Here is an 18310-nt window from a genome sequence, read left to right as displayed (position 1 = left end):
CCGCTAATACTGCTGGACGCTTAAATTCGACGGCAGGCACAGCAGACGGAGGGTGAGACCGTGACCATTTCAGAGACAGCCACACGTGCGGCATCCGGGGAGCCCGACGACATCCGGAACCCACCGCTCACCACCGGGACCACCGATACCGCCCTACGCGCATGGGTCGCCGAGATCGCCCGACTCACCGAACCCGACGCGATCATCTGGTGCGATGGCTCTCTGGCCGAGGCCGACCGTCTCACCAAGCAGTTGGTACGCGAGGGCAAGCTCATCCGGCTGAACCCCGAGTGGCGCCCGAACAGCTACCTCGCCCGAACCGATCCGGACGATGTCGCCCGGGTCGAGGATCGCACCTTCATCTGCTCCGAGAGCGAGGTCGACGCGGGACCGACCAACAACTGGCGGGAGCCCGCCGCCATGCGCGTTGAACTGCGGCAGGTGTTCGCCGGGTCGATGCGCGGTCGCACCCTCTACGTGGTGCCGTTCTCGATGGGGCCGCTCGGCGGTCCGATCTCGCATCTCGGGGTGCAGCTCACCGACTCGCCGTACGTCGTGCTCTCGATGGGTGTCATGACGCGGATGGGCGACGCGGTCTACCGCCTCATCGAGAACGGGGAGACCTGGGTGCGCGCCGTGCACAGCGTCGGAGCGCCGCTTCGGGACGGCCACGGCTTCCCGCGTGCGGACGTCGAGTGGCCGTGCAACCCGACCAAGTACATCGTGCAGTTTCCCGATACGCGGGAGATCTTCTCGTACGGCTCCGGCTACGGCGGAAACGCGCTGCTCGCCAAGAAGTGCTTCGCGCTGCGGATCGCCTCGGTGATGGCGCGCGACGAGGGCTGGCTCGCCGAGCACATGCTGTTGATCAAGGTCACGTCTCCGCAGGGTCGCGTCCACCATGTAGCCGCGGCCTTCCCGTCGGCGTGTGGAAAGACCAACCTCGCGATGCTGCGTCCCAGCATCCCCGGGTGGAGCGTGGAGACCATCGGCGATGACATCGCCTGGATGCGACCCGGCGACGACGGCCGGCTCTACGCGATCAATCCCGAGGCCGGGTTCTTCGGTGTGGCCCCCGGTACCGGCGAGACGACCAATCCCACCGCCGTGCAGACGCTCTGGGGCAACACCATCTTCACCAATGTGGCTCTGCGTCCGGACGGCGACGTCTGGTGGGAGGGCCTCACGCCCACGCCGCCCGAGCAGCTGACGGACTGGCGGGGCAACCCGTGGACGCCCGCCTCTGGTGGGCCGGCAGCGCATCCGAATTCCCGGTTCACGGTATCGGCGGCGCAGTGCCCCTCGATCGCCGACGACGCCCAGGCCTTCGCCGGCGTACCCGTCGACGCCATCATCTTCGGCGGCCGTCGGGCGACGAACGTGCCTCTCGTGGCGCAGGCGCGCGGCTGGAACCACGGAGTGTTCATGGGCGCCACCATCTCGTCGGAGCAGACCGCAGCCGCGGAGGGGACCGTCGGCGAGCTGCGCCGCGACCCGTTCGCCATGCTGCCGTTCTGCGGCTACAACATGGCCGACTACTGGGCCCACTGGGTGAGGATGGGGCGAACGCTGGGTCATGCGGCTCCGGCGATCTTCCAGGTGAACTGGTTCCGCAAGGGCGAGGACGGCGGATACCTGTGGCCCGGGTTCGGGGAGAACGCCCGGGTGCTCGAGTGGATCGTGCGTCGGCTGGAGGGAACGGCGGACGCCGTCGACACGCCGATCGGCCTGCTGCCGCAGCCCGGCTCCCTCGACGTCGACGGCCTCACCCTCGCGCCGGACGCGCTCGAGGCGCTGTTCGAGGTCGACCCCGATTCGTGGCTCGAGGAGTGCCGGCTCACCGAGGAGTTCTTCGACAGCTTCGACGGGCGCGCTCCGGCCGCCCTGCGGGCCGAGCTGGCGAGCATCCGTTACCGGCTCGCCGAGGCACTGCCCGCGCTCGACTGAGTGCGGCGAGTGCCCCGCGGGGCGGAGGACCGAGCAGGTACGGGCTACGCGGCGCTGAGCTCTGCGAGCTTCTGCTCGATGACGGATGCCGCGTCGTCGATGAGCTCCTCGCTGATGACGACGCTGGGAAGGAAGCGCAGCACGCTGTCCCAGCTTCCGGCGTCGAGCACGATCACGCCGTTGGCCGCGGCATGACGGATGACGGCGGTCAGGGCCTCGGGGTGGGGGCGGGTCGTTCCGGGGTGCACGAGCTCGGCACCCCACATCGCGCCCTTGCCGCGCACCTCGCCGATCACGGAGTACTTCTGCGCCCAGTCGCCGATGCGGTCGCGGAACGCCCGCTCCACGCGCTGTGCCTGCTCGATGAGGCCATCGCGCTCGACGAGGTCGAAGACGGCCAGCGCGGCCGCGGTCGAGACCGGGTTGCCGCCGAAGGTGCCGCCGATGCCTCCGGGCTGCACCGCATCCATGACGTCGGCGCGTCCGGTGACCGCGGCGAGCGGGAAGCCGCCGGCGATGCCCTTCGCCGTCGTGACGAGGTCGGGTACGACGCCGAAGTGCTCGATGGCGTACCAGGCGCCGGAACGGGCGATTCCCGACTGGATCTCGTCGGCCACGAAGAGGATGCCGTTCTCGGTGCAGAACGCCGAGAGCGCCTCGAAGTAGCCGTCGCCGGGGATGACGATGCCGCCGTCGCCCTGGATGGGCTCGACGAAAAGGGCGGCCAGCTCGGTCGCGCCGATGTGGGTCGTGATGTAGTCGATGGTGCGGGCCGCCGCATCCGCCCCGCTGAGGCCGTCGCGGAAGGGGTAGCTGGAGGGCACGCTGAAGATGTCGCCGGGGAAGGGTCCCATGCCGGCACGCTCGGGCCAAGGGCGGTACGTCATCGCCATGGTGAGGTTCGTGCGCCCGTGGAAGGCGTGGTCGAGCGCTGCGATGGCCCGGCGGCCGGTGAACTTGCGGGCGATCTTCACCGCGTTCTCGACCGCTTCAGCCCCCGAGTTCACGAGGATCGAGTGCTTCTCGAAGTCGCCCGGGGTGATCTCGGCGAGCTTCTGCGCGACGCGCACGTAGTTCTCGTACGGGGTGACGGTGAACAGCGTGTGCGTGAGCTTGCTCGCCTGGGCGGCGGCGGCCGCGGCGACATCCGGATGTGCGTGGCCGATGGTGGTCACGCCGATGCCGCAGCCGAGGTCGATGAGCTGGTTGCCGTCGACGTCGACGAGGATCGCGCCCGAGCCGTGGTTCATGAAGATGTCGGCGAGGGTGCCCGCGCCGCGGGAGACGTAGCGCCGACGCAGCTCGAGGAGCTCCTGGGACTTGGGACCGGGAAGGTCGGTGACGAGCTTGCGTTCCTGAGGCACGGAGAATCCCATGCATCGACCCTACGCCGCCGCGCTCTCCAGCCGAAAAGCGAGGCGATCGCGGCGGGCGATCTCCGAAAAGCGAGGCGATCGTGGCGGGAGATCTCCGAAAAGCGAGGCGATCTTCGCGAACGACCGGGCGTGTCGCGTCCGCGAACGGCGTGTCGGCTGGAATCGCCTCGCTTTTCGGAATGTCCTCGCTTCTCGGGAGGGCGCGGGTCAGACCAGGAGCTGGTGCTTCGCGAGGTCGCGGTACAGGGGAGTGGACTGCACGAGCTCCGAGTGCGTTCCCGTTCCGATCACGCGGCCGTGGTCGAGCACCACGATCTGGTCGCTGTCGACGACGGTCGAGAGCCGGTGCGCGATCACGATCAGGGTGCGGTCCTCGGCGACGGCGTCGATCGCCTCGCGCATCTTCTGCTCGTTGACGCCGTCGAGGCTCGAGGTCGACTCGTCGAGCAGCAGGATGGGCGCAGCCGCCAGCAGTGCACGACCGATGGCCAGGCGCTGGCGCTCCCCGCCCGAGAGCATGATGCCGTCCTCGCCGACGGGGGCATCCAGTCCGGCCGGGTCACGGTCCAGAACCTCGCCGAGGTTCACGGCGTGCAGCACCTCGATGCAGTCGGCGTCGCTCGCGTCGGGGGCGGCGAGCAGGAGGTTGTCGCGCAGGGTTCCGGCGAGCACGGGGGCGTCCTGCTCGACGTATCCGATCTGCGCTCGCAGTTCGGTGCGGCTGAGGGAGCGGATGTCGAGACCGCCGAGACGCACGACACCGTCGGTGGGGTCGTAGAAGCGCTCGACGAGGGCGAGCACGGTGCTCTTCCCCGCGCCGGAGGGGCCGACGAGTGCCGTGCGTCGGCCGCGTGGAACCTCGAACGAGACGCCGTTCAGCACAGCGGGGCGCTCGTGCGCGGCATCCGTCGTCGCCTCGGAGCGCGACTCGGCCTCGGAGAGGGCCTCGATCGACCAGTCGGTCTCGGTGAGCTCGTCGAGCTCGACGATCGGGTTCGCGCTCGCCGTTGGTGAATCGGACGGCTCCTCGACGACGGGCGCCGCGGGGTAGGAGAAGCGCACGTTGTCGAACGAGATCGCCGAAGCATCCGGCAACAGGCCGGAATTGGCCGGTCCGACCATGATGGCGTGGGGCGCGATGTCGCGATCGAAGGTGTCCTCATCGGGAAGGTCGAGCACCTCCTGAATGCGGCCGAGCGCGCCGAGTGCCTGGTTCACGGCCGTGAGCGCGCCGAAGGCCTGTCCGAGCGGCATGATCAGCATGAACAGGAACAGGATGAAGGCCACGAGGCTCGCAACGGTGATGGCGCCGCTCGCCACGCGGAACCCACCGACGCCGAGCACCACGAGGAACGAGACCTGCAGGGCGATGCCGGCCACCGGAACGATGAGCGCCGAGATCTTCGCGACCCGGATGCCCATCTGCCAGGCGCCCTCGGCCGCGCCGACCGTGCTCTCGATCTCGCGCTGGGTGGCGTTGGAGGCGCGGATGGCGCGCACGGAGCTGATGGCCCGCTCGACGGCGGATGCGAGCTCGCCCACCTTGTCCTGCGCAGCCCGGGACGCCTCCCGCACGCGGCGGGAGAGCAGGGTGACCGACACGATCGCGACGGCGATCACGAGCACCGTGAGGCCGAGCAGCACGGGGTCGATGACGAGCATCGCGATGAGCGCGCCGACGAAGGTCAACGCACCGCCGATCGCCTCGACGAGACCCTGCGTGAGCACGGCACGCAGCAGGGTCGTGTCACTGCCGACCCGCGAGACGAGGTCGCCGGTGCGACGGCGGTCGAACTCCGAGATCGGCAGGTTCAGGATGCGCGCGATCAGCCGCCGCCGGCTCGAGAGCACGACGCCCTCACCCGTGCGCTGCAGCAGGTAGTGCTGGTAGCCGCTGAGCAGGCCCGAGACCACCACGAGCGCCACGAGCGCCCAGACGAGGCCGCCGAGCGGGCTGCCCTTCTGTACGGCGGTGATCACCTGGCTGACGAGCAGCGGCTGGCCGAGGCTCGCGGCGGCGAGCAGCACGCTCAGCACGATGACGAAGGCGATGATGCCCTTCTGCTCGAACAGGTAGGGCAGCAGCTGCCCGAAGCTCGCACGCGGCCCCGATTCGGAGCTGCGGCGCAGGCCGCGCGTGGTGCGCGGCGAGTCGGTGGTGGTTGACATGCTTCTATCCTTCTCGACGGATGCCATGAGCTTGCTGAGTGCGCTGGGTGGCTCGGTTCGAGGTCAGCGTCGTCCGTGCTTCTTGTGCGCGGCCTGACGACTCACGCCGAGGGCGTCGGCGATCGCGTGCCACGAGTAACCGGCGACCCGCGCGCGCCGCACCGCGGCGGATTCGGCCCGCTCGAGGTCGCGGCGGGTCTGAGTGATGGTGCGCAGGGTCGCGATCGGCTCGGCGTCGCCGAACTCTCCACTCAGGGTGTGGGGCAACTGGGTGCTCATGGCGTCAACCGTAATTGACGCGCTTTCATCCGTCAATCTAGGTTGACGGATGTTCGCGCTGGGCTTAGGGGTCGCCGTTCTTCAGTTCGGCGAAGTTTCCGGGTCGCTTCCGGCGGAGTTCCGACGGGTGGGGGTCCCGCCCAAAGATGCCCACCGACCCCCGGACCCCCACCCGTCGGAACCCCGCCTCGGGTGCTGGTCGCCTTCGGCCCGTGCCGGCGAGTCGGCGCGCTCCCGCGCGTCAGCGGGTGGTGGCGCCCGGACTCGCGAGCACGGATGCCGCCACCGCATGGCCGCGCAGGCAGGCATCCGCCAGCGTGGTGCCGGCCAGGCGGGCCGCCAGGAAGCCGGCGGCGAAGGCGTCACCGGCGCCCGTCAGATCGCGGATGCTCTCCACCGGGTCGACCGCGACCTCGGCGAGCCGGGTTCCGTCGCGCCATACGGTCGTCGGCTGCGGCCCGTTCTTCACCACCAGCGTGGTGGCGGCCGGCACGCGCGATTGCACGAGAGCGGCCTCCGCGGCATTGGCGAGCAGCAGGTCGGGAGCGATGCGCTCGAGGAGGTGGGCGTACTCGTCGAGCCCGATGGTGTTCAGCAGGCCCGTCGAAGAGGCGTCGAGCGAGATCGAGCCACCCGCCGCGCGCACGGCCGCGAGCATCCGCAGGATCTCGGACCGCATCGGTTCCCGCTCCAGGCCGTAGCTCGGCGCGTGCAGGTGCGCCAGGTTCGCGAGCCAGCCCGGGTCGACGTGGTCCAGCAGCGCGGATGCGCCGCGGTCGGGGAACATCGTGCGTTCCCCCACCACGTCGATGAGCAGCACGACGGCTCCCGTGACGCCGTGGCGCTGCACCCGCACGTCGACGCCGTGGCCCGTGAGCTCCGTCTCGAGTGCGTCGCCTGCGGCATCCGTTCCCACGGAGCCGATGAATCGCGTCGGCACCAGGGAGCCCGCGAGCGCCGCGACGTTCGCGCCACTGCCTCCGCGCGAGCGGAAGACGCGCGAGGCGGTGTCGGTGGCGGGGCGGAGCGGTTCATCGAGCCAGACGACGATGTCTTCGACGCTGTCGCCGACGACGCCGAGCACCGCCTCCGTCACCGGCGCCTCACTCACCGCCTCAGTCACGGGCGGCGAGGGCGAGGGCGACTTGCGCGCCGAGTTCGACGTTGCCGCGGTAGACCTCGAGGTTCACGTCGAGGCTCTTGCCCTGGGTCTCGCGCTGCAGGTAGTCGAGCAGGAACGGCGTGATGTCGTGGCCGGTGATGCCCTGATCCGTCGTGGCGGCAAGTGCCGCGGCCAGCACCTTCTCGTGCAGGTCGGGATCCAACTGAAGATGGGCCGCGACCGGGTTCGCGATGAGGACGGCGGCCTGCAGGCCGAGCGCGTCTCGGGCGCGGATGACGTCGGCCGCCTCGGCGGCGCTCTCGATCCGATGCTCGATGCGGTGGCCGGAGTCGGCCACGTAGAAGCCGGGGTAGGCGTTCGTGCGGTAGCCGACGATGGGGATGTTGAGCGTCTCGATGCGCTCGAGCGTCGCCCCGATGTCGAGGATCGACTTGACGCCCGCGCTGACGAGCGCGATCGGCGTGCGGGCGAGGGTGCCGAGGTCGGCGGACTCGTCGAAGCTCTCGCTCGCCCCGCGGTGCACGCCACCTAGACCGCCCGTGGACATGGCGCGGATGCCGGCGGCATGCGCCAGGAAGGCGGTAGCGGCGACGGTGGTGCCCGCATCCAGGCCCCGCATCGCGAGGAACGGCAGGTCGCGCACGCTCGCCTTGACGCTGGGAACCGTGCACAGCCGCTCGAGCTCGTCGTCGCTGAGGCCCACCGTGGGTACGCCCGCTACGACGCCGATCGTGGCCGGCACCACTCCGGCCTGCCGGATGAGAGCCTCGGCCTGCCTGCCCACCTCGAGGTTGCGCGGCCGGGGGAGCCCGTGGGTGAGGATGGTGGTCTCGAGGGCGAGTACGGGCGCCCCGTCGGAGACGGCAGCCCGCACCTCCTCCGAGACGGCGACGGCACTGCGCTGCTGAACCATTCCGCCATGCTACGGCGGCGCGGATGCTGCGTCAGCCCCGCGCTCGGGCGACGCTTCTGAGCGCCGAGAACGCAAAAACCGAGGGTGCGGGTGCCTGACACCCTTCTCTCCTGCGGGTTCGGTGTGGCTGCACCCTCGGTTTCTGCGGGTTCGGGGTGCTGCGATCGCGAAGCGGCGTCGCCGGGGTCGGCTAGCGTGGGAGCGTGTCTGATGCCGTCGTCGTCGCCGAGAACCTCGTCAAGGTCTATAAGGACTTCACCGCCGTCGACGGAATCTCGTTCGAGGTCGCGCCAGGGGAGTCCTTCGGACTCCTCGGTCCCAATGGCGCGGGGAAGTCGACCACCATGAGAATGGTCGGCGCCGTCTCCACCCGAACGTCGGGCGAGTTGCGCATCCTCGGCCTCGACCCCGACCGCTTCGGGCCCGAGATCCGCTCGCTGCTCGGCGTCGTGCCGCAGGCCGACAACCTCGACACCGAGTTGCGGGTTCGCGAGAACCTGCTCGTCTACGGCCGCTACTTCGGCCTGCCGGCGCGGAAGGTCGCTGCCCGCGCCGACGAACTGCTCTCCTTCGCCCAGCTCGAAGACAAGGCCAAGGCGAAGGTCGACGACCTGTCGGGCGGCATGAAACGCCGACTGACCATCGCGCGCGCCCTCATCAACGACCCGCGCATCCTGCTGCTCGACGAGCCGACGACGGGCCTGGACCCGCAGGCCCGCCACATCCTCTGGGACCGCCTGTTCCGGCTGAAGGAGCAGGGCACGACGCTGCTGCTCACGACCCACTACATGGACGAGGCCGAGCAGCTCTGCGACCGGCTCGTGGTGGTCGACAAAGGCCGCATCATGGCCGAGGGCTCGCCCGCGCAGCTCATTCGCACGTACTCCACCCGCGAAGTTCTCGAGCTGCGCTTCGGCAGCGACCGCAACGCCGAGGTCGCGGCCCGGCTCGCCGACGTGGGCGAGAGGGTGGAAGTGCTTCCCGATCGCATCCTCATCTACAGCGACGACGGCGAGGCGGAACTCGTGCGGGTGACCGAGGCCGGGCTGCGCCCGCTGACGAGCCTCGTGCGCCGCTCGAGCCTCGAAGACGTCTTCCTCAGGCTCACCGGCCGGAGCCTCATCGAATGAGCATCGCGCAGCCTTCGACGACGGATGCGGCCCGCGCCATCGCGGCCGCCGCCCGCCCCCGCCGATTCGGCGCCTGGTACGTCGCCCTGCACCGGCTTCGCGTCATGCGCAGCTACGGCGGAACCATCCTCGCCAGCAGCATCGGCTCGCCCATCATCTACCTCTACGTTCTGGGAGTCGGACTGGCCGGCCTCATCGACGCCAACCTGGGCGACGAGTCGATCGACGGGGTGGGCTACCTCGTCTTCGTCGCGCCCGCGCTGCTGGCGAGCGCCGCCATCACCGCGGCGGCCGAGGAGTTCACCTACCCCGTCATGGTCGGCTACAAGTGGAACCCCACCTTCTCGGGCATCGCCTCCTCGCCCATCCGACCGCCCCAGATCGTCGGTGGCCTGGTCATCTCGGTGGCCCTGCGCATGGCGCTCACCTGCGTTCTCTACTTTCTGCTCATGCTCGCCTTCGGCGCGGTGCCGTCGCCCACCGGCGTGCTCATGCTGCCGGCGGTGGTGTTGACGGGGATGGCGTTCGGCGCGGTGCTGATGGCCTACAGCTCGACGATCGAGGAGGACACCGGCCAGCTCTCGATCGTCATGCGCGTCGTGGTGCTGCCGATGACGCTGTTCTCGGGCACCTTCTTCCCGCTCGCACAGCTTCCCCTCGCCGTGCAGTGGATCGGCTGGATCTCGCCGCTCTGGCATGGAGCGCAGCTGGCCCGCATCGCATCGTTCGGCTACTCGGAGCCGCTCTGGCTCACCCTCGTGCACGTTCTCTACCTGCTCGGGATGCTGGCCGCCGGCTGGATCATCTCCCGGCGCATCGCCGCACGGAGGCTGAACTCATGACGCAGGTGCGCGAGACGGCGCTCGTGCCGAGCAGCCTGGACCAGCGGCCGCTGCGCGCGTTGTACGGGCGCAATGCGCGGGCCGTGGTGTTCCGCGGCTGGCGTGCCACGCGCAGCACCAACTGGGTCGTGATGCTGAGCGGCGTCTTCGAGCCCATCTTCTACCTGCTCTCCCTCGGCGTGGGGCTCGGCGGGCTCGTAGGAAAGATCACGACCGACAGCGGCGCCTCCATTCCCTATCCTGCATATATCGCTCCGGCGCTGCTGGCGGTGGCGGCGATGAACGGCGCGATCTACGACTCGACGTGGAACGTGTTCTTCAAGATGCAGTACGCGAAGCTCTACGAGGGGATGCTGTCGACCTCCCTTGGGCCGCTGGATGTCGCGCTCGGCGAGATTGTGCTCGCGCTCTTGCGCGGCGCCCTCTACGCGGTCGGCTTCATGCTGGTGATGCAGGCCCTCGGCCTGAACCTGTCGTGGTGGGCGCTGCTCGCCCTGCCCGCCGTGCTCATGATCGCGTTCGGCTTCGCGAGTTTCGGCATGGGCGTCACGAGCTACATGAAGACGTTCCAGCAGATGGACATCATCAACTTCGTGATGCTGCCGATGTTCCTCATCTCCGGAACCTTCTATCCACTGAGCGTCTACCCGCCGGTTCTGCAGTGGATCGTTCAGGCGCTTCCCCTGTGGCACGGTGTGGCCTTGGTGCGCGGGCTGACCACCGGCGACGTGAGCTGGGGGCTGCTCTGGCATGTGCTCTACTACGCCGTGATGATCCTCGTCGGTCTTGTCTTCACGACGCGGCGGCTGCGGACGCTCTTCCTCGACTGAGATCGGAGTGGCTGCCGACCCACCTATGCGAAAGGGGCGGATACTGCGCGAAACGCGGCATCCGCCCCTTTTCATCACTCCGCTCAGCGGTCGATGTCGATGTCCTTGGTCTCGCGGCTGACGAGCAGTGCGATGAGCGTGAGCACGGCCATCACCGACAGGTAGACCCCGACCCAGAACGGGCTGCCATCGCCGGCGGCCCAGAGCGCCACGGCGATGAACGGCGCGACGGCGGCTCCCAGGATCGACGCGACGTTGTACGAGATGCCGGAGCCCGTGTAGCGCACGTTCGTGGGGAACAGCTCGGGCAGCAGGGCTCCCATCGGCCCGAACGTCATTCCCATGAGGCTGAACCCGATGATGAGCCAGAGCATGACGCCGACGAATCCGGCGCCGAGCAGCGGTACCCAGACTAGACCGAACACGATGATGCCCAGGGTGACCCAGATCAGGGTGCGGCGACGGCCCCAGCGATCGGCCCACGGCCCCGAGAGCAGCGTGAACAGGCCGAAGAAGACGACACCGGCGATGAGCATCAGCACGAACGTGTTGTACGAGTAGCCGAGGCCGGGCTGGGCGCCCTCGGCGGCTTCGATGGGCGCGCGGCCGTAGCTCAGCGAGAAGGTGGTCATGAGGTAGAACAACACGTAGGTGGCGAGCATGAAGAAGGTGCCGAGGATGAGCTCACGCCAGTTGTTGCGGAAGACGGCGGCGAGGGGCACCTTGCGGATGGCGCCCTTCTCGCGCACCGCCGTGAAGGCGGTGCTCTCCACCAGTCGCAGCCGCACCCAGAGGCCGACGGCGACCATGACCACCGAGAACAGGAACGGGATGCGCCAGCCCCAGTCCAGGAACGCGGCCGACGGCGTCGACGGGTCATCGCTCGGCAGAACCGCGGCGATGATGAGGAAGAGCCCGTTGGCGATGATGAAGCCGATGGGCGCACCGAGCTGCGGGAACGTGCCGTACCAGGCGCGCTTGCCCTTCGGCGCGTTCTCGGTTGCGACCAGCGCCGCGCCGCTCCATTCGCCGCCGAGGGCGAAGCCCTGTGCCAACCGCAGGATGACGAGCAGCAGGGGAGCGAACCAGCCCACCGCCGTGTAGGTGGGGAGCAGGCCGATGGCGAAGGTCGCGACGCCCATGGTCAGCAGCGCGCCGACGAGGGTGACCTTTCGGCCGCGCTTGTCGCCGAGGTGGCCGAAGAACACGGCCCCGAGGGGGCGCGCGACCATCGCGGCGCCGAACACGGCGAAGGATGCGAGCAGTGCGGTCGTCGCGTCGCCGGTGGGGAAGAAGAGATGCGGGAAGACCAGGACGGCCGCCGTCGCGTAGACGTAGAAGTCGTAGAACTCGATCGTGGTCCCGATGAGGCTCGCCAGCACCACGCGCGAGCGCGGGTTGGCGGGCAGGGCTGCGGACGCGAGCTCAGCTGCTGAGATCGACATGAGGTGCTGTACTCCAAGGGAAGGCGGGATGACGCATCCGCACCGGGTCGGGTTCACCGGTCTGGCGGTGCGTCACGTGAAGAGCCGTCGCTTGTGGCAACCCGACCACGTTACGCCCGCGTACCCCTGCATTGCCAATCGGGGGACACCACCGAGCCTCAGGCGCGCAGCGCTCGCAGCACCCGCGCCGTCGCGATGGCGGCCTCGGCGGCCTCGGCCCCCTTGTCCTCCTTCGAGCCCGGCAGGCCGGCGCGATCGATGCCCTGCTGTTCGTCGTCGAGGGTCAGCACCCCGAACCCGACGGGCTTGCCGGCATCGATGGCCACGCGGGTGAGCCCGTCGGTCGCGGCGGCCGAGACGTACTCGAAGTGCGGCGTGCCTCCCCGGATGATGACGCCGAGCGCCACCACCGCGTCGGCGCCGGCGTCGAGGGCCGCTTTGGCGGCGACGGGCAGCTCAAAGCTGCCCGGAACGCGCACGAGGCGGTAGGAGGCACCCGACGCCTCGAGCGCGCGGGTCGCGCCGGCGATGAGGCCGTCGCTGATCTGCGTGTGCCACAGGCCGGCGACGATCACCACGTTCAGGCCGGTGCCGTCCGTGTCGAGGGTGGGGGAGCCTGCTCCGCTCATGATGCGTGTCCTTCCAGAAGGGTTTCGTTACTCAGTTCGGCGGCCGCGTCCAGAAGCTGGTCGGCCGCGATGGTGTGGCCCATGCGCTCGCGCTTGGTCTCGAGGTAGCCCTCGTTGAAGGCGCCCACGCCGACCACGAGCGGAACGCGTTCGAGCACGCGCACGCCGCGCTCCTCGAGCTGGCGCACCTTCTCGGGGTTGTTGGTGAGCAGCCGAACGGAACGGATGCCCATGTCCTCGAGGATGGCCGTCGCCGCGCCGTAGTCACGGGCATCCGCGGGCAGGCCGAGCGCGAGGTTGGCGTCGAGCGTGTCGAGGCCGTCCTCCTGCAGCCGGTAGGCGCGCAGCTTGTTGATCAGGCCGATGCCGCGGCCCTCGTGGCCGCGCAGGTAGATGACGACGCCTCCGTCGCGCTGGATGGTGTCGAGCGCGGTGTCGAGCTGCGGGCCGCACTCGCACTTGAGCGATCCGAACGCCTCGCCGGTCAGGCACTCCGAGTGCACGCGGATGAGGGCGCCCTCCGGCGCAGGATCACCGGCGACGATGGCGACATGGTCTGCACCGGTCTGGCGGTCGCGGTACGCGCGCACCTTGAAGGGGCCGTGGGAGGTGGGAACCGTCGTCTCCACCTCGAAATCCACGCGCGAGGACTCGGGGATCGGCACGACGATCGGCACGTCGGTGTCGCAGTGCCACTGCTGCAGCCAGTCCACGATCGCGGCAACGGTCGTCACGGGAAGGTTCTCGCGCTCGCCGAGCTCGATGAGCCCGGGCAGGCGCATCATCTCGCCGTCATCGGCCACGATCTCGCCGATGACGCCGACCGGGGAGAGGCCCGCGAGCTTCATGAGGTCGACCGCGGCCTCGGTGTGCCCGCCGCGCTGGCGCACGCCGCCGTCGACCGCGCGCAGCGGGAGCACGTGCCCGGGGCGGATGAGGCTCTCCGGCGAGGATGCCGGATCGGCCAGCACACGCAGGGTGTGAGCGCGGTCGGCGGCGCTGATGCCCGTGGAGAGCCGGTCGGTCGCATCGACGGTGATCGTGTACGCGGTACCGTGGGAGTCCTGGTTCTGCTGCGTCATGAGGGGCAGCTCGAGCCGGTCGGCGAACTCGTTGGGCATCGGGGCGCACAGGAAGCCCGAGGTGTGGCGCACCATCCAGGCGATCCACTCCTGGCTGGCGAGCTCGGCCGCCATGATGGCGTCGCCCTCGTTCTCCCGTGCCTCATCGTCGGCCACGATGACGGGCTTGCCTGAGCGCAGTGCGTCGAGGACTTCTGGGATGGTCGCGAGACTCATCGTGTGCTCCCTTCGATGGCCGGCTCGGTCGAGAAGACCGAGGACGGCAGGGTGTGTTGGTCGCCCTCAGGGGCGCCGAGTGACAGCATCCGCTGCACGTGGCGGGCCAGGATGTCGGTCTCGATGTTGACGAGATCGCCCACCACGCGCTCGCCGAGCGTGGTCGCTGAGAGCGTCTCGGGGATGAGCGAGACCTCGAACCAGCCGTCGGAGAGCCCGCCGCCGACGGCGCTGACGGTGAGCGAGGTGCCGTCGACCGCGATCGAGCCCTTGTCGACGACGAGGGGCGCGTGCTGTTCGTCGAGGCTGAACCGAACGACGCGCCAGGCGCTGCCCTCGGTGATGGACAGCACGCGGGCGGTGCCGTCGATGTGGCCCTGCACGATGTGGCCGCCGAGCCTGTCGCCGACCGCTGCCGCGCGCTCGAGGTTGACCGCCGATCCCGGGTGGACCGCCCCGAGCGCCGAGACGGCCAGGGTCTGGGCCATGACGTCGGCCGTGAAGGTCTCCTCGGTGAAGTCCACCACCGTGAGGCACACCCCGCTGACGGAGATGGAGTCTCCGTGATGCACGTCGCTCAGCACCAGCGGGCCGCGCACGGTGACGCGGGCCGAGTCGCCGGAGCGCTCGACGGCCTCGATACGCCCGATCTGCTCGATGATTCCGGTGAACATGGTGGTCCTCTCAGTTCTTGGGTCGGGCGAGGAGCACGATGTCCTCGCCGAGTCGGTCGACGCCGGTCAACTCCAGGCGCATGGCGTCGCCGATCGTGTCGACGCCGATGTCACCGATGGCCGTCTTCGGCCCGCCGATGAGTGCGGGCGCGAGATAGACGAGCACCTGGTCCACGAGCCGCTCGGCGAGGAGGGAACTCACCAGCCGAGGGCCGCCCTCCACGAACAGCGACCGGATGCCGCGGGAGTGCAACTGCGCCAGGTCGGCCGCGAGGTCTGCGCCTGTGAGGAAGACCGGCTCGTTCGGTCCCTGCCGCAGTGCGGCATCCGCCGGCGTGGCGCTGCGGCCGAACACGACCGGGATGGGCTGCGAATCCATCAGGCTGCCATCGGGGTGGCGGGCCGACAGCGCGGGGTCATCGGCGATTACCGTGCCGGTTCCCACGGCGATCGCGTCGCTCTCGGCGCGGCGGCGGTGAACGTCGGCACGCGCCTCGGGCCCGGTGATCCACTGGCTGGTGCCGTCCGCGGCCGCAGCGCGACCGTCGAGGCTGGACGCCCACTTCACGGTGACGACCGGCCGCCGCAGCCGCGCCGCGGCGAGCCAGCTGCCGAGGAAGGACTCCACCTCGTCCGCCAGAACGCCGCCGAGCACGTCGACTCCCGCCTGGGCAAGACGCTGCGCCCCGCCGGCGGCGTGAGCGGTGGGATCGGCGACGGCGTAGACGACTCGGGCGACTCCGGCGGCGATCAGCGCCTCACTGCACGGCCCCGTACGCCCGGTGTGATTGCACGGTTCGAGAGTCACGACGGCGGTGGTGCCCCGAGCCCCACCCGGTCCGAGCTTGGAGAGGGCGTCGACCTCCGCGTGCGCGGTGCCCGCGCCGCGGTGCCAGCCCTCGGCGAGCACGGCACCGTCTTCGCCGAGGATGACGCATCCGACTTGCGGGTTCACGCCGCGCGCGGGCCCGCGGGCGGCGAGTTCGATGGCACGGCGCATCGCGGGCACGAAAGTCGTGCCGACGTCGTCGATGCTGGTGGTGCTCATCCCGGATCTCGTTCCTCTCGAGTTCCGGGGCCGGGCAACGCCCGTTCCGTCACCCGGCAACGCCGAGCGACGCGTGCATCCTCCCATCCGGACTTTAACCGTCGGTACCGGAATTCCACCGGATCAACCGCCTGAGGCGGCTCGCGGACTATCACCGCCGGTTCGGACTCTCACCGACCCCGGAGCACGTTACTTGCTTCGATGATAGGTCAACGCACGGGGCGCGCAGCTATTCCCTCGAAACGGGCCGTCACCCGCGAGCCTGCAGCGCCTCCACGAGCTCATCGAGGGTCGAGATCTCGACGACGCCGAGCGCGCGCGCCTCGTCGGCTTCAGCGGGTGGCGGCGTGAGCCCGCGGCGGTTGAGCCAGACACCCGTCAGCCCGGCGGATGCGGCACCGATCGCGTCGGTACGCAGGCGATCGCCGACATACGCGGCGTCGCCGACCGGTACGCCGAGCACGTCGCAGGCGTGCCGGAAGATGCGGGGATCGGGCTTGGCGAAACCGAGTGTGCCCGAGGCGAGAACGGCGTCCAGCCGCGTCGTGAGGTCGACGGCCCTCACCTTGCGTTGCTGGAACTCCTCGTCGCCGTTGGTGATCAGTCCGATGCGCAGGTCGGGCCGCAACTCGCGCAGCCGCGTGAGGCAGCGCAGGGCGTCGTCGTGCAGTGCCCACGCGGCTCGATAGTGCTCGACGTAGGCGCGGAACCAGGCGGCGGCATCCGCGTCACCGAGTTCGATGCCGTGCTGCGCCGCGAAGTCCCGGGCGCGATCGCGGCGCTGGGCCTCGTAGTCGACCTCTCCCAGCAGGTAGCGGTGGTAGTGGCGTTCCTCGAGATCGCGCCAGAGCGCGACCGCAGCGAGTTCGGCTGCTGTGTCCGACGGCGCGATGCCGACGGCGTGCATGTGGGCGCGGATGCCCCGGTCCACCGCCGCCCGGTGGGCGAACAGGGTGTCGTCGAGGTCGAACAGCACGGCGGCCGGCAGTGCGCTCATGCCCGCGTCTCCGGCGGCCAGCTCGCCCGGGCGAGCGCTGCATCCGTCTGCGGCGTGATCTCGCCCTGCCAGCACGTGCGGCGTTCGCCGTCCCGGCCGATCACCAGGCCCGTTCCCGTGCCCATGTAGGCGAACCCGGCGCGGCGGGCGGTTCCAGCCGAGGCGAGGTTGCCGACGTAGCATTCCCACAGCACTCGGGGCAGGGAACGCGCCTCGAACGCCCAGTGCACGATGGCTTCGAGCGCCTCGCTGGTGTAACCGGTGCCGCGATGCGGAGCTCCCATCCAGAAGCCCACGTCGGCATGCTCACTGCGCAGGCTCATCATGCCCAGCAGCGGGCCTCCGCCCTCCGCGCGTACCGCCCAGGTGAATTCCCGCTCCGCTCGCCAGCCTGCGGGAACGACCTGGGTCACGAAACCCTCCGCGTTGGAACGGTCGTATGGCCACGGCGTCGTCAGATAGCGCTCGAACAGGGGATCCTGGCAGAAGGCGGTGATCGCGTCGATGTCGCCCGCTGTCGGTTGGTCCAGCAGCAGCCGAGTCGTGTGCAGGTCGACGGGCGACATCAGCGGCGGCGGATGAAGCCGATGCGGTCGTACACCTCTGCCAGCGTGCGCTCGGCCACCTCGCTCGCCTTGTCGGCGCCGACGGCGAGAAGGCGGTCGAGTTCGGCCGGATCGGCGAGCAGCTCCACGGTGCGCGTGCGGATGGGATCGAGAGTCTCGACCACGAGGTCGGCGAGGTCCTTCTTGAGGTCGCCGTAGCCGCGCCCCGCGTACTGCTGTTCGAGCGACTCGATGGACTGCGACGAGAGCGCGGCGTAGATGGCGAGCAGGTTCGAGATGCCGGGCTTGGCGGCGGCGTCGAACCGGATCTCGCGCTCCGTGTCGGTGACGGCACTGCGGATCTTCTTCGCCGTGACCTTCGGATCCTCCATGATCTTGATGAGGCCGGCCTCGCTCGCCGCCGACTTGCTCATCTTCGATTCGGGGGCTTGCAGGTCGTAGATGCGGGCCGATTGCTTGGGGATGTAGGCCTCGGGAACCACGAACGTGTCGCCGTAGCGGGTGTTGAATCGCCCGGCGAGATCGCGCGTGAGCTCGAGGTGCTGGCGCTGGTCTTCCCCGACCGGCACCCGCTGCGTTCCGTAGAGCAGGATGTCGGCGGCCATGAGCACCGGATAGGTGAACAGCCCGACGGTGGTCGCATCCGTGCCGTAGCGGCTGGACTTGTCCTTGAACTGCGTCATGCGGCTGGCCTCGCCGAAGCCGGTGATGCTGCCCAATACCCAGGCCAACTCGGCGTGGGCGGGCACCTGGGACTGGATGAAGAGCGTGCAGGCGGCGGGATCGATGCCGGCGGCGATGTACTGGGCCGCCGTCTGCCGCGTATTGGCGTGCAGCTGGGCCGGGTCTTGGGCCACGGTGATGGAGTGCAGGTCGACGACGCAGTAATAGGCGTCGAACTCCGACTGCAGCGCGACCCAGTTCAGCAGGGCGCCGATGTAGTTGCCCAGGTGCAGGGAGTCGCTCGAGGGCTGCATGCCGGAGAAGAGAACGGAACGCTCGTTCATGAGTGCCTTTCAGGCGAAGAGGGTCTGCAGGTCTGCT

At 69.6% G+C, this 18310-nt stretch carries 17 protein-coding genes and 1 riboswitch; of the genes, 4 read left to right on the top strand and 13 right to left on the bottom strand.

From position 1 onward, the window contains the following. Nucleotides 1–111 precede the first annotated feature (111 nt). Nucleotides 112–1947: a phosphoenolpyruvate carboxykinase (GTP) gene (locus tag WDJ51_RS02490; protein WP_337850880.1), complete on the top strand. Its 1836-nt coding sequence runs from the start codon at nucleotides 112–114 to the stop codon at nucleotides 1945–1947. A 44-nt stretch (nucleotides 1948–1991) separates the two neighbouring features. Here WDJ51_RS02490 and WDJ51_RS02485 read toward each other — a convergent pair whose 3' ends face one another. The 5 genes from WDJ51_RS02485 to WDJ51_RS02465 all read right to left on the bottom strand — a co-directional run bounded on the left by WDJ51_RS02485 (nucleotide 1992) and on the right by WDJ51_RS02465 (nucleotide 7807). Next, nucleotides 1992–3323 carry an aminotransferase class III-fold pyridoxal phosphate-dependent enzyme gene (locus WDJ51_RS02485; RefSeq protein WP_337850838.1) on the bottom strand — a complete coding sequence of 444 codons (1332 nt, stop codon included), beginning with the start codon at nucleotides 3321–3323 and terminating at the stop codon, nucleotides 1992–1994. 207 nt (nucleotides 3324–3530) lie between these two features. Continuing rightward, nucleotides 3531–5492, bottom strand: coding sequence for an ABC transporter ATP-binding protein (locus tag WDJ51_RS02480; protein WP_337850837.1), 1962 nt, complete (start codon nucleotides 5490–5492; stop codon nucleotides 3531–3533). A gap of 63 nt (nucleotides 5493–5555) precedes the next feature. Then, a complete protein-coding gene (locus WDJ51_RS02475; RefSeq protein ID WP_337850836.1) occupies nucleotides 5556–5771 on the bottom strand; it encodes an AsnC family protein in 216 nt (71 codons plus the stop codon). Nucleotides 5772–6012: 241 nt separating this feature from the next. Continuing rightward, on the bottom strand, nucleotides 6013–6882 hold the full coding sequence (locus tag WDJ51_RS02470) for a carbohydrate kinase family protein (protein WP_337850835.1): 870 nt from the start codon (nucleotides 6880–6882) through the stop codon (nucleotides 6013–6015). A gap of 4 nt (nucleotides 6883–6886) precedes the next feature. Then, entirely contained in the window at nucleotides 6887–7807 is a 921-nt protein-coding gene (locus tag WDJ51_RS02465) for a pseudouridine-5'-phosphate glycosidase (RefSeq protein WP_337850834.1), read from the bottom strand. 203 nt (nucleotides 7808–8010) lie between these two features. Here WDJ51_RS02465 and WDJ51_RS02460 point away from each other — a divergent pair, with 203 nt between their 5' ends. Genes WDJ51_RS02460 through WDJ51_RS02450 form a run of 3 tightly spaced genes read left to right on the top strand, consistent with a single transcriptional unit; the run spans nucleotide 8011 to nucleotide 10609 of the window. Beyond that, nucleotides 8011–8937 (top strand): ABC transporter ATP-binding protein, encoded by a 927-nt coding sequence (locus tag WDJ51_RS02460; protein ID WP_337850833.1) that lies wholly within the window; start codon nucleotides 8011–8013, stop codon nucleotides 8935–8937. After that, complete coding sequence (locus tag WDJ51_RS02455; protein WP_337850832.1) at nucleotides 8934–9779, top strand: ABC transporter permease; 846 nt, start codon at nucleotides 8934–8936, stop codon at nucleotides 9777–9779. Before WDJ51_RS02460 ends, WDJ51_RS02455 begins: the two co-directional genes overlap by 4 nt. Then, nucleotides 9776–10609 carry an ABC transporter permease gene (locus WDJ51_RS02450; RefSeq protein ID WP_337850831.1) on the top strand — a complete coding sequence of 278 codons (834 nt, stop codon included), beginning with the start codon at nucleotides 9776–9778 and terminating at the stop codon, nucleotides 10607–10609. The genes WDJ51_RS02455 and WDJ51_RS02450 overlap by 4 nt, the downstream gene beginning before the upstream one ends. Nucleotides 10610–10692: 83 nt before the next feature. Here the strand turns inward: WDJ51_RS02450 and WDJ51_RS02445 are convergent, their stop codons facing one another. The 8 genes from WDJ51_RS02445 to trpS all read right to left on the bottom strand — a co-directional run bounded on the left by WDJ51_RS02445 (nucleotide 10693) and on the right by trpS (nucleotide 18273). Then, nucleotides 10693–12054 (bottom strand): MFS transporter, encoded by a 1362-nt coding sequence (locus WDJ51_RS02445; RefSeq protein ID WP_337850830.1) that lies wholly within the window; start codon nucleotides 12052–12054, stop codon nucleotides 10693–10695. Nucleotides 12055–12212: 158 nt separating this feature from the next. Beyond that, nucleotides 12213–12683 (bottom strand): 6,7-dimethyl-8-ribityllumazine synthase, encoded by a 471-nt coding sequence (gene ribH, locus WDJ51_RS02440; protein WP_337850829.1) that lies wholly within the window; start codon nucleotides 12681–12683, stop codon nucleotides 12213–12215. Beyond that, a complete protein-coding gene (gene ribA / locus WDJ51_RS02435; RefSeq protein ID WP_337850828.1) occupies nucleotides 12680–13981 on the bottom strand; it encodes a GTP cyclohydrolase II in 1302 nt (433 codons plus the stop codon). The genes ribH and ribA overlap by 4 nt, the downstream gene beginning before the upstream one ends. Beyond that, nucleotides 13978–14655 carry a riboflavin synthase gene (locus WDJ51_RS02430; RefSeq protein WP_337850827.1) on the bottom strand — a complete coding sequence of 226 codons (678 nt, stop codon included), beginning with the start codon at nucleotides 14653–14655 and terminating at the stop codon, nucleotides 13978–13980. The genes ribA and WDJ51_RS02430 overlap by 4 nt, the downstream gene beginning before the upstream one ends. A 10-nt stretch (nucleotides 14656–14665) precedes the next feature. Then, nucleotides 14666–15703, bottom strand: coding sequence for a bifunctional diaminohydroxyphosphoribosylaminopyrimidine deaminase/5-amino-6-(5-phosphoribosylamino)uracil reductase RibD (ribD, locus tag WDJ51_RS02425; RefSeq protein WP_337850826.1), 1038 nt, complete (start codon nucleotides 15701–15703; stop codon nucleotides 14666–14668). 70 nt (nucleotides 15704–15773) lie between these two features. Continuing rightward, nucleotides 15774–15894, bottom strand: a riboswitch (FMN riboswitch). Between the two features lie 59 nt (nucleotides 15895–15953). Further along, a complete protein-coding gene (locus tag WDJ51_RS02420) occupies nucleotides 15954–16700 on the bottom strand; it encodes an HAD family hydrolase (protein WP_337850825.1) in 747 nt (248 codons plus the stop codon). Next, nucleotides 16697–17266, bottom strand: coding sequence for a GNAT family N-acetyltransferase (locus WDJ51_RS02415; protein ID WP_337850824.1), 570 nt, complete (start codon nucleotides 17264–17266; stop codon nucleotides 16697–16699). The genes WDJ51_RS02420 and WDJ51_RS02415 overlap by 4 nt, the downstream gene beginning before the upstream one ends. Further along, nucleotides 17266–18273, bottom strand: a complete 1008-nt coding sequence (trpS, locus tag WDJ51_RS02410) for a tryptophan--tRNA ligase (protein WP_337850823.1) — start codon at nucleotides 18271–18273, stop codon at nucleotides 17266–17268. The genes WDJ51_RS02415 and trpS overlap by 1 nt, the downstream gene beginning before the upstream one ends. Between the last annotated feature and the right edge of the window lie 37 nt (nucleotides 18274–18310).

This window comes from Rathayibacter sp. YIM 133350, from assembly GCF_037404875.1.
In the GTDB taxonomy this organism is placed as follows: domain Bacteria; phylum Actinomycetota; class Actinomycetes; order Actinomycetales; family Microbacteriaceae; genus Orlajensenia.
Note: the sequence above shows the minus strand (reverse complement) of the source record. Positions and strands in the feature narration are given on the sequence as shown.